The sequence below is a fragment of the Cruoricaptor ignavus genome (assembly GCF_900141665.1).
Classification (GTDB): domain Bacteria; phylum Bacteroidota; class Bacteroidia; order Flavobacteriales; family Weeksellaceae; genus Cruoricaptor; species Cruoricaptor ignavus.
In genome coordinates this window covers 19,620-34,049 of record NZ_FQYI01000010.1, presented here as the reverse complement: position 1 = coordinate 34,049, position 14,430 = coordinate 19,620, and the positions used below count along the sequence as shown (strand labels likewise).

Annotated in this window: 10 protein-coding genes; 5 read left to right on the top strand and 5 right to left on the bottom strand. The window is 47.1% G+C overall.

Annotation, left to right across the window (positions count from 1 at the left end):
- The first annotated feature begins 37 nt into the window (after nt 1–37).
- A complete protein-coding gene (atpD, locus tag BUB43_RS09500) occupies nt 38–1,546 on the top strand; it encodes a F0F1 ATP synthase subunit beta (protein ID WP_073180549.1) in 1,509 nt (502 codons plus the stop codon).
- 21 nt (nt 1,547–1,567) lie between these two features.
- The gene (locus BUB43_RS09495; RefSeq protein WP_073180547.1) at nt 1,568–1,849 is read left to right on the top strand and encodes a FoF1 ATP synthase subunit delta/epsilon; all 282 of its coding nucleotides are present in this window, start codon (nt 1,568–1,570) and stop codon (nt 1,847–1,849) included.
- A gap of 67 nt (nt 1,850–1,916) precedes the next feature.
- Here the strand turns inward: BUB43_RS09495 and BUB43_RS09490 are convergent, their stop codons facing one another.
- The 3 genes from BUB43_RS09490 to BUB43_RS09480 form a co-directional block, all read right to left on the bottom strand.
- Nucleotides 1,917–2,216 (bottom strand): DUF4298 domain-containing protein, encoded by a 300-nt coding sequence (locus tag BUB43_RS09490; protein ID WP_073180545.1) that lies wholly within the window; start codon nt 2,214–2,216, stop codon nt 1,917–1,919.
- A 45-nt stretch (nt 2,217–2,261) separates the two neighbouring features.
- Entirely contained in the window at nt 2,262–3,533 is a 1,272-nt protein-coding gene (locus BUB43_RS09485) for an aminotransferase class I/II-fold pyridoxal phosphate-dependent enzyme (RefSeq protein WP_073180543.1), read from the bottom strand.
- A 204-nt stretch (nt 3,534–3,737) separates the two neighbouring features.
- Entirely contained in the window at nt 3,738–4,775 is a 1,038-nt protein-coding gene (locus tag BUB43_RS09480; RefSeq protein ID WP_073180542.1) for a PLP-dependent cysteine synthase family protein, read from the bottom strand.
- 137 nt (nt 4,776–4,912) lie between these two features.
- Here BUB43_RS09480 and BUB43_RS09475 point away from each other — a divergent pair, with 137 nt between their 5' ends.
- From BUB43_RS09475 to BUB43_RS09465, 3 genes are read left to right on the top strand one after another with little or no spacing between them, the layout of a single operon-like run.
- Nucleotides 4,913–8,395 (top strand): glycosyltransferase family 117 protein, encoded by a 3,483-nt coding sequence (locus BUB43_RS09475; RefSeq protein WP_073180540.1) that lies wholly within the window; start codon nt 4,913–4,915, stop codon nt 8,393–8,395.
- Between the two features lie 9 nt (nt 8,396–8,404).
- Nucleotides 8,405–9,220, top strand: coding sequence for a 3-deoxy-8-phosphooctulonate synthase (gene kdsA, locus BUB43_RS09470; RefSeq protein ID WP_073180538.1), 816 nt, complete (start codon nt 8,405–8,407; stop codon nt 9,218–9,220).
- 27 nt (nt 9,221–9,247) lie between these two features.
- Nucleotides 9,248–11,467 (top strand): TonB-dependent receptor plug domain-containing protein, encoded by a 2,220-nt coding sequence (locus BUB43_RS09465; RefSeq protein ID WP_073180536.1) that lies wholly within the window; start codon nt 9,248–9,250, stop codon nt 11,465–11,467.
- A 41-nt stretch (nt 11,468–11,508) separates the two neighbouring features.
- Here BUB43_RS09465 and BUB43_RS09460 read toward each other — a convergent pair whose 3' ends face one another.
- Complete coding sequence (locus tag BUB43_RS09460) at nt 11,509–13,014, bottom strand: bifunctional GNAT family N-acetyltransferase/carbon-nitrogen hydrolase family protein (RefSeq protein ID WP_073180534.1); 1,506 nt, start codon at nt 13,012–13,014, stop codon at nt 11,509–11,511.
- An 18-nt stretch (nt 13,015–13,032) separates the two neighbouring features.
- Nucleotides 13,033–14,388 (bottom strand): MATE family efflux transporter, encoded by a 1,356-nt coding sequence (locus tag BUB43_RS09455; RefSeq protein WP_073180532.1) that lies wholly within the window; start codon nt 14,386–14,388, stop codon nt 13,033–13,035.
- Nucleotides 14,389–14,430: the final 42 nt, after the last annotated feature.

The window sequence follows — 14,430 nt, the reverse complement described above, 5'->3', positions numbered from 1 at the left end:
TAACAATTCTTATATTTGCAAAAAACAAAAAAGAGTAATGGCGGACCAAATTAAAGGTAAAATTTCGCAGATCATCGGACCGGTAATCGATGTTGTGTTTTCAGAAGTTGAACAGCTTCCGCAAATATATGATGCACTGCAGGTAACGAAGGATAACGGGGAGAAACTAATTCTGGAAGTGGAGCAGCACATCGGCGAAGATGTGGTAAGGTGTATCGCGATGGATGCGACGGACGGCCTCCAGCGAGGGCACGAAGTTATCAGCCTTGGTACGCAGATTACGATGCCTACAGGAGATGGTGTGAACGGAAGGCTTTTCAATGTGGTGGGCGATGCCATCGATGGTTTGCCTGAGCTTTCAAAAGAGGGCGGAAGGGCGATCCATAGAGAGGCTCCGCACTTTGATCAGCTTTCTACTTCGGCGGAAGTTTTGTTTACAGGAATTAAAGTTATCGACCTGATTGAGCCTTATGCAAAGGGCGGGAAAATCGGGCTTTTCGGAGGTGCTGGTGTTGGCAAAACCGTATTGATTCAGGAGCTTATCAACAACATCGCTAAAGGACACGGCGGACTTTCCGTGTTTGCAGGTGTTGGCGAAAGAACGCGTGAAGGTAACGACCTTCTTCGTGAAATGCTGGAATCCGGCATCATTAAATATGGTGAGGAGTTTATGCACTCGATGGAAAACGGTGGCTGGGATTTGAGCAAGGCAGACCTTGAAGAAATGAAGGATTCCAAGGCGGCATTTGTTTTCGGGCAGATGAACGAGCCACCTGGTGCAAGGGCGCGCGTTGCACTTTCCGGCCTGACTTTGGCGGAATATTACCGTGATGGCGGCGAATCTGGGCAAGGCCGTGATGTACTTTTCTTCGTGGATAACATCTTCCGCTTTACGCAGGCAGGTTCCGAAGTTTCCGCGCTTCTTGGCCGTATGCCTTCTGCGGTGGGCTACCAGCCTACGCTGGCTTCTGAAATGGGGGCGATGCAGGAAAGGATTACTTCCACGAAAAACGGTTCCATTACTTCCGTTCAGGCGGTGTATGTTCCTGCGGATGACTTGACGGACCCTGCGCCTGCAACTACTTTTGCCCACCTGGATGCAACTACGGTACTTGATAGAAAGATTGCTTCCCTGGGAATTTATCCTGCGGTAGATCCGCTGGCTTCCACTTCAAGAATCCTTACGCCGGAAATTCTGGGTGAAGACCACTACAACTGCGCTCAGCGTGTGAAGGCGATTCTTCAGAGATACAAGGCATTGCAGGACATTATTGCAATTCTTGGTATGGAAGAGCTTTCCGAAGAAGATAAGCAGGTAGTTTACCGCGCGAGAAAAGTTCAGAGATTCCTTTCTCAGCCATTCCACGTTGCAGAACAGTTTACCGGAATTCCTGGTGCGCTGGTTGACATCAAGGATACGATCAAAGGCTTTAATATGATTATCGATGGTGAGCTGGATCACCTTCCAGAAGCAGCTTTCAACCTGAAAGGCTCCATTCAGGAAGCCATCGATGCCGGTGAGAAAATGCTTGCTGAAAATGCCTAAAGTGAGCTTAAAGAATAGAAGATGAACATTAAAATACTTACACCGGAAGCTGTTATATTCGATGGCGAGGTAAAATCAGTGCAGGTACCCGGCTCCAATGGCGAGTTTCACATTCTGAATAATCACGCCTCAATTGTCTCCGCATTGAGTGAAGGAGAAATTAAGCTTTATAATAGTTCAGTGGGTGATTACAGCAAAAATTTCGAGCAAAGAAATGGCTCCGCAGGACAATATTTCGGTTATGACATCAAAGGCGGTGTGGTGGAATTTAAAGACAATAAAGGTATTATTTTAGCAGACTGATCAAATTTTAAAATAAAAAATCCGGCAAACAAAATTGCCGGATTTTTTTATCATTTAATTTAGTACATTACTCAACCATTTTTATTGCTACTTTAATCATTTCGACACCAATAGAACGGCTTTCCCCAAGCAGATTGTAAATTGCATCCTCAGAAAGAATCCCACGCTTGATACCATTCGATATTTCTCCGCGTCTGTCGGCCTCCAGGTCCTCTGCCCAGCCATTATAATAATATTCTTCGAGCTTTTGCAAGTCGGCCTGCGCATTCTTCAGATTACTGAGGGCCTTCTCAAATTTCTTTAATGTATTATCAATATGGTTAAAGCTGGTTTCAAAAGCCGCCACACGCTTTTCAAGATCCGTCATTTCAAAAAATTAAAAAAGCACCCACTAAGAGTGCTTATTATCGAATTATATAGGTTTAAAGCTAAGATTCTCTTCTTTGAGCAATTTCTCTGCGGCATCTTTGTAATATCCGCTTACAAGTTTATCGTGAAGTGCCTCAAACGCCGCAAGAGTTTCATTGATTTCTTCATCGGTATGCGCAGCAGTAGGGATCAGCCTCAGCAATATCATCCCTTTCGGAATCACCGGATAAACAACTACAGAAGTGAAAATTCCGAAATTTTCGCGAAGGTCTTTGACGAGTAAGGTAGCCTCTACCGGCGTTCCTTCAATCATTACAGGTGTTACGCAGGTGTTGGTTAGCCCGATGTTAAATCCTCGTTCTTTCAGCCCATTTTGAAGTTTATGAACATTTTCCCACAGCTTAGCCTTGATTTCAGGCTGCGATTTTAGGATCTCAAGACGCTTTCTTGCCCCTATTACCATCGGCATCGTTAGAGATTTAGCAAAAATCTGCGACCTCAGATTAAACTTAAGGTAGCGGATAATTTCCGCATCCCCGGCAAGGAATGCTCCAAACCCTGCCATAGATTTTGCAAAAGTAGAAAAATAAATATCGATTTGCTCTTGGCAGTTCTGCTCTTCACCGACACCTGCGCCTGTTTTTCCCAAAGTGCCGAAACCGTGGGCATCATCAACCAGGAGCCGGAAGTTAAATTTCTTTTTCAGCTCGCAAATTTCTTTGATTTTGCCCTGCATTCCGCGCATACCGAACACACCTTCTGTGATTACGAGGATTCCGCCGCCGTTGGCCTCCGCTACCTTCGTTGCGCGCTCAAGATTTTTCTCCAGCGATTCCATATCATTGTGGCGGAAGGTGAAGCTTTTTCCCATGTGCAGCCTTACGCCATCAACGATGCAGGCGTGAGAATCCGCGTCGTACACAATTACATCGTGGCGAGAAACCAAAGCATCAATCGCGGAAACCATCCCCTGATAACCGAAATTCAGCACATAGGCAGATTCTTTCTTTACGAAATCTGCCAGCTCTTTTTCCAATGCCAAATGCTCATCCGTCTCGCCGGACATCGCGCGTGCGCCCATAGGGTAGAACATTCCGTATTCCGCTGCAGCCTTGGCATCGGCTTCCAGAACTTCTGGGTTGTTACACATACCGAGATAGTCATTAGCAGACCAGAATACGACTTCCTTGCCCTGAAATTTCATCCTTGGGCCGATAGGGCCTTCGAGTCTTGGAAATATAAAGTAGCCTTCGCCGTAGTCCGCAAACTGACCGAGCGGGCCGGGATTTTCTTTTATGCGTTCAAAAATGTCCATCAGATAAAACAGATATAATCTGCAAATTTAAAAAATCTAAAACAAAGGCTGGGTGAGAAAAATCAGAATGTGATATTTTGGGGAAAGGATGTGATGATCCACGCATAAGCGCTGAGTTATTATGAAAAAAATATGCAAAGAATCCTTATTTCGAATGGTTTTCGACTTAAAATTTGTGCGTTTGCGTAAAAAGCGGAGAAGAATTTACTTCACAAATTCCGTAGCGTGAAGCTCGTCATAGCTGTGGATGCAGTTGTTGGTAAAGCCCTGCTCCGCCATCCACTGGTCATTGTAAACTTTGGTAATGTACCGCGAGCCATGATCAGGGAAAATAACCACCACTACATCGGACTCCGTAAACGGGTGCGAATTGGCATATTGCAGGAGCCCCTGAACAGCGGCACCTGTGGTGTAGCCGCCCATTATCGCTTCTTTCATTGCGATTTCGCGGGTGCGGTAGGCAGACATTTCGTCGTTAACTCTTACAAATTCATCCACTAAATCAAAAAGAAGAGCACTGGGAATGAGGTTTTTACCTAAGCCTTCGATTTGATATGGATGTATTACGCTTTTGTCGATTTTACCGGTTTCGTGATAGGTTTTCAGGATGGAGCCATCAGCATCCACACCGATGACTTTTATATCAGGATTTTTTTCTTTCAGATATTTTGCCGAGCCGGAAAGCGTGCCGCCAGTTCCTGTGCAGGCTATGATGTGCGTGATTTTACCCTTAGTCTGCTCCCAGATTTCCGGGCCGGTAGTTCGGTAATGCGCATCGATATTCAGCTCGTTGAAATACTGATTAATGTAAATAGAGTTGGGCGTTTCCGCAGCGATGCGCTTCGCCACTTCGTAGTAAGAGCGGGGGTCATCCGCGGGAACGCTTGCCGGGCATACGAAAACCTTGGCGCCGAGTGCCTTCAGATAGGCGATTTTCTCCGGCTTAGTTTTATCGGAGACCGCAAGTATGCATTTATAACCTTTAATAATGGAAACCATTGCCACGGAAAAGCCGGTATTCCCGGAAGTGGTTTCTACGATGGTGGCGCCAGGCTCCAGCAAGCCTTTTTCTTCCGCACTTTCGATGATGTGGAGGGCTATTCGGTCTTTTGTGGAGTGCCCCGGGTTGTAGGATTCCAGCTTGGCATATACCGTTGCAGGAATGGCTTCAGTAACGCGGTTGAGCTTAACCAGTGGGGTAGAACCGATCAGTTCCAGTATGTTGTTATAAACATTCGTCATTTCTAATACTATTTTCCTCTCAGAAACTGCGTGCAAAATTAAGAAAAATTAACAATTGCTGAATTAAAAATTATGCGCCGCATAATCTGCCGGGAGTTCGGGTAAAAACATTAATTTCGCAACATTCTTATTTTTTTATGAAGAACTGGACTTATAAACGCTGGAATACGGCACTTGGCTGGGCAGTATTTGCCATTGCATTCGTAACTTATCTCTCAACAATTGAACCAAATTTCAGTTTCTGGGATTGCGGGGAGTACATTTCTTCTGCCGTGAAGCTGCAGGTAACGCACGCTCCCGGTGCTGCGCTGTTTCAGCTGGTAGGCGCTGTGGCGGGTATGTTTGCATTTGGGAACGGTGCTGATTACTCGGTGGTCATCAACGCGATGTCGGCACTTTTCAGCGCGTTTACCATTTTGTTTCTCTTTTGGACGGTTACTCACCTGGCGAGAGTTTTATTTAATAAAAACGCTGATGAAATCAGCACCAAAAATGATTTCTGGATACTGCTCGCCGGGGTAATAGGCGCGCTGTGCTTCACTTTTTCCGATACCTTCTGGTATTCTGCAGTGGAAGGCGAGGTGTATTCAATGGCGTCGCTTTTCATAGCGCTGATGATTTGGCTCATCACGAAATGGGAAAGCGAGAGCGATAGGCCTGGCAACGAGCGCTGGCTGATCCTGATATTCTTTGTCACAGGGCTTTCCGTGGGGGTGCATATGATGTGTATGCTTTCCATCCCGGCAATCTGCCTGCTGTATTATGCCAAAAGATACGAGTTCAGCTGGAGGAGTTTCCTTATTGCAAATCTCATCACACTTGCGATTCTCGCCATCGTTTTCAAGGGTATTTTCCCTGTGATAATGACGCTTTTCGGCAGGCTGGAAATCTTCGCGGTGAACGGGCTGGGGCTGCCGTTCCACTCCGGCACGGTGCTCGCATTCTTGCTTCTCGGGCTGCTTTGCTTTTTCCTGATAAAATGGACGCGGAAATCCGGCAGGGGGCTTTACCAGACCGTGGTTCTGTCGGTAGTTTTTATGCTCATCGGTTTTTCGTGTTGGCTGGTAATCCCGATTCGTGCGAATGCCAACCCACCGATGAACCTGAATAATCCTGATACCGCCATCGGGATGCTGGATTATTACAACCGTGAACAATACGGCGACTGGCCAACGATTTACGGGCAAAATTACACCGCTTACCTGGATGCCAAGGGCATCGAGCGCAACGAGGATGGAAGCTACAGGCAGACGAAAACCGGCGACATTTACGAAAAAGATGAAAAAACTGGCAGCTACAGAGTAGTGGGCGATCGATTTAACTATGTTTACAATAAAAACCACACCAGCTTCCTGCCGAGGATGTACAACGAGGATAAATCCGTGATGGCGAACTACATTTCCATGTACGGAGCGCCGGATTTCGAGTTCAACTTCAACGGGGAATATGCCGACAGCCCGGAGGCAAAACAGATGTACGATGAGCTGCGGGCGAAGTATGAAGACGGCACTATAAAGGTGGAAGATTATCTCAATGTGAAGCCCTACGACCTGATAAATGTACAGCGCCCCAGCTTAGCGCAAAACCTGGATTATTTCTTCTCCTTCCAGAATTCCTACTACTTCGTGCGCTACCTGATGTGGAATTTCGTAGGGAGGCAAAACGACCTGGAAGGCAATATGGAAAACACGAAGGGCAACTGGATTTCCGGCATACCATTCATCGATAATGCATTGTACGGAAAGCAGGATAATATGCCGGCGAAATTCCGGAATGCCTCCACCGTGAAATTCTTCTTCCTGCCTTTGCTGCTGGGCTTGATTGGCTTTTTCTTTCAGGCTAATAGAGATTTCCTAAGGTGGTATGCCATTTTGTCACTCTTCATTTTAACGAGTGTGGGCATCATCTTTTACACCAGCGTGAAACCTTTTGAGCCAAGGGAGAGAGATTATGCAATGGTGGGCTCTTTCTACGCCTTTGCCATCTGGATTGGGTTGGGGGCTGCTGCGATTCTTTGGTTTACCCAAAATAAAGTGAAGAAAAACGCTGCTACCATCGCTGTTTCCGCGCTACTACTGGGTATTCCGTTTATGATGGGCTTCCAGAACTACAACCCGCACGACAGGAGCAAAAGATACACAGCCTACGATTATGCTTACTCTGTTTTAAAATCATTGCCAAAAAATGACATCCTGTTTGTTTACGGGGATAATGATACTTATCCCGTTTGGGCAATTCAGGAAACGGAAAGATTTCGGGATGATGTGAAGGTCGTGAATTTCACGCTGCTTTCCACACCGTGGAACATCGACCAGGTAAGGAGGAAAACCTACAACGCCGATGCCGTGCCGAGCAGCCTAGTACACGAAGACTACCGAGACGGCAGCAATGACCAGATTTATGTGATGGACAAAGAATCCTGGCAGGGGCTCTTCGAAAATATGAATGCCCAGGGTATGCCGCAGACCGCATTTGCCAGCTTTCGGAAGTTTGCAACGCAGGATTCTATGACCGTGAAGGAGGCAGTACAGTTCCTTAAAACAAAATCAGAGGATAAAGACCAACTCCTGAAAATGCTCTTCGGCGAAGAGAAATATGACAGGTTCAACATCCTCCCCGTTTCAAAATTTATTTTGCCGGTAAATAAGCAAAATGCAGTAAAGGCAGGCATCATCACCGCGGCAGATCTACCAGAAGCGCTCGACCAAATCGTGATTGACTATGGCAAGCAAACGATGTTTAAAAATGATTTGATGCTTTTGGATATCCTCGCCAATTTTGACTGGAGGCGCCCGATCAGTTTTTCCTCAGGCGGCATCTACAGCGAGGATAATACATTCTACCTTAATGATTATCTGCAGTTTGACGGCTTTAGCTACCGCCTAGTACCGATCAGAACAGCGGAAAATAAAAACGGCGATCTGGGCAGGGTAGATGCAGAGGATCTTTACCGTACGGTGAAGAATTTCCGATGGGGGAATTTTAAAGACAGGTCCGTGCATTTCGATGAAACCAGCACCTCTAACATCATTAGCTACCGCGCCTCCGCGGCACGCGCTGCAGAGGCTTTGGCGCTGAAAGGAGAAACACAGCGTGCGGCGCAGATCCTGGACCTTGCGGCAAAGGAAATCCCTTCGGATAAATTTAACGACCCGCGCTCCCTGAGTCAGATAGTTTACGGCTACATCATTTCCGGACAGGAAGCGAAAGGCCTGAAACTAGCCGAAGATTTGAAGAAGGGCATCTTCAAAGAATACGACTATTACGCATCTCTTGATCCTCAAAATCAAAGATTTGCAGCCAGGCAGATGCGGCTGAAACCTTTTGAATATTCGCTTGTAGTTTCCGCAGTGTCGGACGCTTATGAAAAACTCGGACAGCGAGACAAGGCTTACGCCTATCTGGTGAGCTCCATAGAGCCAGTGGACAAAAGGTTTAATGCATTTATAAAAGACCTGGAGATGATGGGCAGGGACAAAGCCTATCGGGAATCCGAAAAAGTACAGAAAATTACGCCGTTTTACCAATATATTTTCGAGGTGATGAACGACTACGATTCCACTTATGCCAATGAAAAACTGGAGCAAATCACCAACCGCGTAATCCGTGCCACGCAATAATTTTCATTTATGATTCAGCATTTAGAAAATATCCGCCATAAAAATTCCCGCAATTTTTTTCTGATTGCTGGGCCTTGCGCAATTGAAGATGAAGCTTTATCGATGAAGATTGCGGAAGAAATCGTGCGGCTTTCCGAGAAATATGAAATTCCTTACATCTTCAAAGGCAGCTTCAAAAAAGCGAACAGATCCAGGGTGGATTCCTTCACCGGCATTGGCGATGAGAAGGCTTTGAAGATTTTGCAAAAAATAGGGCAGACTTTTCAGATTCCTGTAACTACGGATATTCATGAAAATCATCACGCAGAATTGGCGGCGCAGTTTGTAGATGTGCTGCAGATTCCCGCATTTTTGGCGCGCCAAACGGATCTGCTGGTTGCCGCTGCAAAAACGGGAAAGGCCGTCACCATAAAGAAAGGGCAGTTTCTCTCGCCGGAAAGTATGCAGTTTGCTGTGCAGAAAGTTCGGGATTCCGGCAATGAAAAAGTGGCGATAATTGAGCGCGGCAATTCCTTCGGCTACACCGATTTAATCGTGGATTTCCGCGGAATTCCCACGATGCAGAAGTTTGCGCCGGTCATTCTGGATGCCACGCATTCTCTGCAGCAGCCCAACCAAAATACCGGCATTACGGGCGGAAAACCGGAGCTGATAGAGACCATCGCAAAGGCTGGCATAGCAGCAGGTGTGGACGGCATTTTCCTGGAAACGCACCCTGAGCCAAGCTGCGCAAAATCGGACGGTGCCAATATGCTGCCGCTGCATCAGCTGGAAAATCTGCTTGAAAAATTAATAAGAATCAGGCAGGCAATTCTGGAAAATTAGTAATTTGCAAAACTTAAATTTCAAGCATTGAAAAAGCTCATTTTATTCGTTTCAGCTTTGGCGCCGCTTTTCGCTTTGGCGCAGGAAGTGCAGAAGGAAAATCAGATAGAGGAAATTGTTTTCCAGAAAAAGGGCAGGCCGAAAAATACCGACCTTACCAACCAGAGTATTTCCACAAAGGCCGCACAGCAAGTGGTTTCTGCTGCGGGCGGAATAGAGGGCGTGCTGAAAACGCTGCCTTCCGTAAATTCCAACACGGAGCTTTCCTCGCAATATATGGTGCGTGGCGGAAACTACGACGAGAATTTGATTTACATCAATGACATTGAAATCTACCGGCCGTTTTTGATTCGGAATTCGATGCAGGAAGGGATGAGCATCATTAATCCTGATATGGTTTCGGTGGTGAATTTTTCGGCGGGAGGTTTTGAGGCGAGGTATGGTGACAAAATGTCATCCGCGCTGAACATTTACTATCGCCAGCCAGAGAAAATGGAACTTTCTGGCGAAGCAAGTTTGATTGGCGGAAGATTGACTGGTGGTTTTGCAACGAAGGATAAAAAGCTAACAGCCTTAGTTTCAGGAAGATACAGGAATACAAACCTTGTGCTGAACACGCTGAATGAGGATACGGATTTCAACCCTACTTACATCGATGTGCAATCTTACCTGAATTATGCGGCGCATCCAAAACTGGATATTTCTTTCCTCGGTTTTTACTCGAAGAATGATTATGAGATGGTGCCGAAGCAAAAGGACATCGATTTTGGAACGGCACTTCAGCCCATTCGTTTGACGGTTTTCTACAACGGTAGGGAGGACGACCGCTACAAAAATATGATGGGAACGCTGAGCGTGAACTTTAAGCCGAATAGAAATTGGCGCGTAACGCTTGATAATTTTGCCTATCAAAATCGCGAGAGAGAGTATTACAGCCTAGCTTCCGGCTATATGCTGCAAACTTTCGACCCTGTTTCCGGCGAACCCTTGCCTTCGTATGATGCCGGCGGACAGATTGACCACGCAAGAAACGACCTCTTCATCCGCACCTTCGGAAGCCAGCTAAGAACACGGTTTTCACCAAATGTAAACACGGATTTTGAAGTGGGTGTAAAATTCGAGAAGGAGAAAATCGAAGACCTTACAAATGAATGGCAACTGATTGATTATCTGGGATATACATCACAAAGAGATATGGATAATCCTTTCCCCATAAACGATGGTGATCTGAAGCTGCGCTATTTAATCAGCGGGCAAAACGACATCTCACCAAGCAGAATTTCCGGCTATGCGCAGTTTTCCAAGAAAATGATGTGGGATAGAAACCGCGTGTTCATCAATGCTGGCGTTCGTGCGCAGCATTGGTCTTACAACGGCGAAACCTTGGTGAGCCCAAGGGTTCAGTTTGCGATAAAGCCGGACTGGAATGCAGATATGCTCTTCCGGATTGCTGGCGGTTTGTATTATCAGGCGCCGTTTTACAAGGAAATCAAGGCGCTGGATGGCAGCTTCAATCCGAATATCAAGGCGCAGCAATCTCTGCAGATTATCCTGGGTAATGACTATGAATTCTCAATGTTTCAGCGGCCTTTTAAGCTGACGACCGAGGCTTATTACAAAAATCTGAACAAGCTGATTCCGTATTATGTGGACAATGTTCGCACCAGATATTTCGGTGAAAATAATTCGAAAGGCTATGCCTACGGAATTGATGCACGGCTTTTCGGTGAATTTGTTCCTGGTGTAGATTCTTGGATTTCAGCAAGTTATGCCAGGGCTTACGAAAATATTGACGACAGGGGAAATATCCCAAGGCCTACGGACCAGCGTTTCCGCTTCTCGATGTTCTATCAGGATTATATGCCGGTATTCCCAAGTATGCGTGTAAACCTTACACTGACCTACGGCAGCGGACTCCCGACCGGTGCGCCTATCAGCATTGATCCGGTAACGAATCAGCCGAATCCTTACGCGCCGTATGGTTACCAGAAAACCCTGCCGGCTTACAAAAGGGTGGATATCGGTTTGTCGAAAATTTTCATTGACCAGAAAGATTTCAAAGCTTCTGGGAATTTCTGGGGAAATTTTAAAGAGCTTTCGCTTGGCGTGCAGGTTTTCAACGCGTTTAACATCAACAATACCGTGGCAAATCAATGGGTGAGCGATGTGACGAGTAGCTCAATCTACGGCGTGCCAGTTCGGCTCACGGGTCGTTTCTTTAACGCTAAGCTTGAGTTTAAACTTTAATGAAAAAATCCGCCGGAAACGCAGCCGGCGGATTCGTTTTATTATTCTCTTAGCGAGATCTCGTAGAGATCCCGCCTTCGGTCAGTCATCGTCTGCACGGATCCGTAGTGGTGTAGCTCCTTCAGCAAGTTGAGGTCCACATCCACAATCAGCGTCATTTCCGTATTCGGCGTGGCTTCCCCTTTGATGGCGTTGGATGGAAAAGCGAAATCCGAAGGTGTAAATACCGCTGCCTGGCCATACTGGATGTCCATATTCTTCACCCCCGGCAGGTTGCCCACGCAGCCGGAGATGGCTACATAGCACTCATTTTCTATCGCGCGTGCCGCGGCACAGTGGCGCACCCTGGTATAGGCGTTCTGCGTATCGGTGAGGTACGGCACGAAGAGTATCTTCATCCCCTGGTCTGCCAGCAGGCGGGAAAGCTCCGGGAATTCTACATCGTAGCAGATTACGAGACCGATTTTCCCACAGTCCGTATCGAAAACTTTAATCTCATTGCCGCCCCTCATTCCGTAGTAATTCCTTTCGTGCGGGGTGATGTGCACTTTGCGGTACTCATCTATTTTGCCGTCGCGGTGCAGGAGGTAGCTGATGTTGTAAAGCTCGCCGGCCTCCTCGTACGGCATGCTGCCGCAGATGATGTTCACATTGTAGCCAATAGCCATTTCGGAGATTCTCTGCTTAATCTGCTCCGTAAGTTTTGCCAGTTCCTGCATACTTTCCCTCTCGGAGAGGTGGTTGAAAAGCGCGAGCAGAGGCGTATTGAAAAATTCGGGGAAGAGCACGAAATCCGATTTGTAGCTGCCCAGCGCATCCACGAAAAACTCTACCTGTTCATAAAATTCCTCCACATTTTTAAACTGGCGCATCTGCCACTGCACCAGCCCGAGGCGGATTACGCTGTCCTGCATCGTATTGGGCTTGCGGCTGTAGTAGATGTTGCTCCACTCCAGCAGAACGGCATTTTCACCGGAAAACTTGTCTCCCGGCAAATAATTTTTCAGAATTCGCTTGGGCTGAAACCCATTGGAAAGCTGGAAAGTAAGCACAGGATCGTAAATTTCCTGCTTGCGAACATTGTGGATGTATTGCCTTGGCGACATTTCCGCGCTGTATTTGTGATAGTTTGGGATGCGCCCGCCCACGATTATCGACCGAAGGTTCAGTTTTTCACAAAGCTCCTTGCGGGCATCGTAGAGGCGCCTGCCCAGCCGCAGCGAGCGGTATTCCGGATCTACAAACATCTCGATGCCGTACAGCACATTGCCGGAGTTGTAATGGGTATTGAAGCTGGAGTTCCCGGTAATTTCAGCATAAGTATGATCGTCGCCGTATAGCTCGTACTGAACGATGATGGAGAGGCACGCCGCAGCCACCTTCCCGTCCACCGTCACACAGATCTGCCCATCCGGGAATATCGAGATCAGCTTCTGTATGCTTCGCTTTTCCCAGACATCGTCCATCATCTCCGGGTAGGATTTCTTCATTACCTCGATCAACTCATCAAAATCGCTGAGATTCAGCCTTCTGATATCTACCTGCATAATATTTTTAGTTTTAAATTAAAGTTTTAAAAACCGCCCGGTTTGTTTTAAAAATCTGTACACGAGCGTCACCGCTGAAAAAGTAAGGCCGGCCACGAAGGCAATCCACATCCCCGTAGCGCCCATCCCTCGGGACACGCAAAGATAGTAGCCCAAGGGCAAAGTAATGACCCAATAGGCCACAAAAGTGATGAGGCTGGGCACCCGCACATCCTGAACGCCTCGCAGCGCCCCCAGAGCCGTAACCTGGATCCCGTCGGACAACTGGAAAAGGGCCGCAAAAATAAGCAGCTGGGAGGCTAAGGCAATGACCTCCACATCGTCGGGTTTGGTAAAAAATGTTGGCAGAGTGCCGCGTGCCAGCACGAAGAATGCCGCGCAGATCATCATAAAGATAAATGCCATTTTCAAATTATTGATGCCCACAGCTCTGAGTTCCTCGTACTTGCGCTCGCCCCACCGCCTGCCCACCATAATCGTGGAGGCTACGCTGAAGCCGACGCAGAGGTTAAAAGTAAAAGATGCCATACTAAGGGCAATCTGGTGCGCCGCAATATCTTTGGCAGAAACCAACCCGCAGATAAATGCCGCGGTGGAAAATGCTGTGATTTCGAAAAACATCTGAAGGGCGGTAGGCAAACCGAGTTTCCAGAGATTTAAAAACATACTTCTTCGGAAAGTTTCTGCTTTTAAGGTGAATGCGCGGAGATATTTTCTTGTTAAAGTATGATTCAGCATTACAATTAACAGGAAAGCGAGCATAAAAATCCGTGCGAGGAGGGTGGCATATGCTGAGCCGCGCACGCCCATCGGCGGAAAGCCGAAGAGCCCTTTGATGAAGATATAATTCAGCGCGATATTCACCAAGTTGGCAGCAATGGTAGCCTTAGTAACGCCTACGGTGTAGCCCAGGCCTTCCGAAACTTCCCGCAAAGTCTGGAAAGCCATAAACGGCAAAACGCTAAATGCCATAATGCTCACAAAGTGTACCGTATCCGGGATGATTTCTTCCGGCTGATCTAGGTGGTAAAGCAGCGGTCTGGCAGCGAGCATCAGTATCATCAGCAGTACGCCTACGGACATATTTAGCACAAAACCGTGACGGAACACGGCGCTGATCCTCTCATCATTATTCTGAGAATGCGCCTCTGAAACAAGGGGGGGGATAGCAAATGAAATACCCAGCCCGAAGATGAACATCATCATAAAAATTGCGTTGCCCAGAGATACGGACGCCAGTGCCTGGGAGCCCAGCAAGTTTCCGACAATGATGTTGTCAAAAAGCTGAACGGAAACCTGCCCGAGTTGTGTTATCATCACGGGGAGGGCAAGTTTCAGAGTTTGGCGGGAAAGGTTTTTTTCCAAAAAAGGCATAAAAAAAGTTTGCAGCAAAAATACCGCAAACTTCCCGTTTCT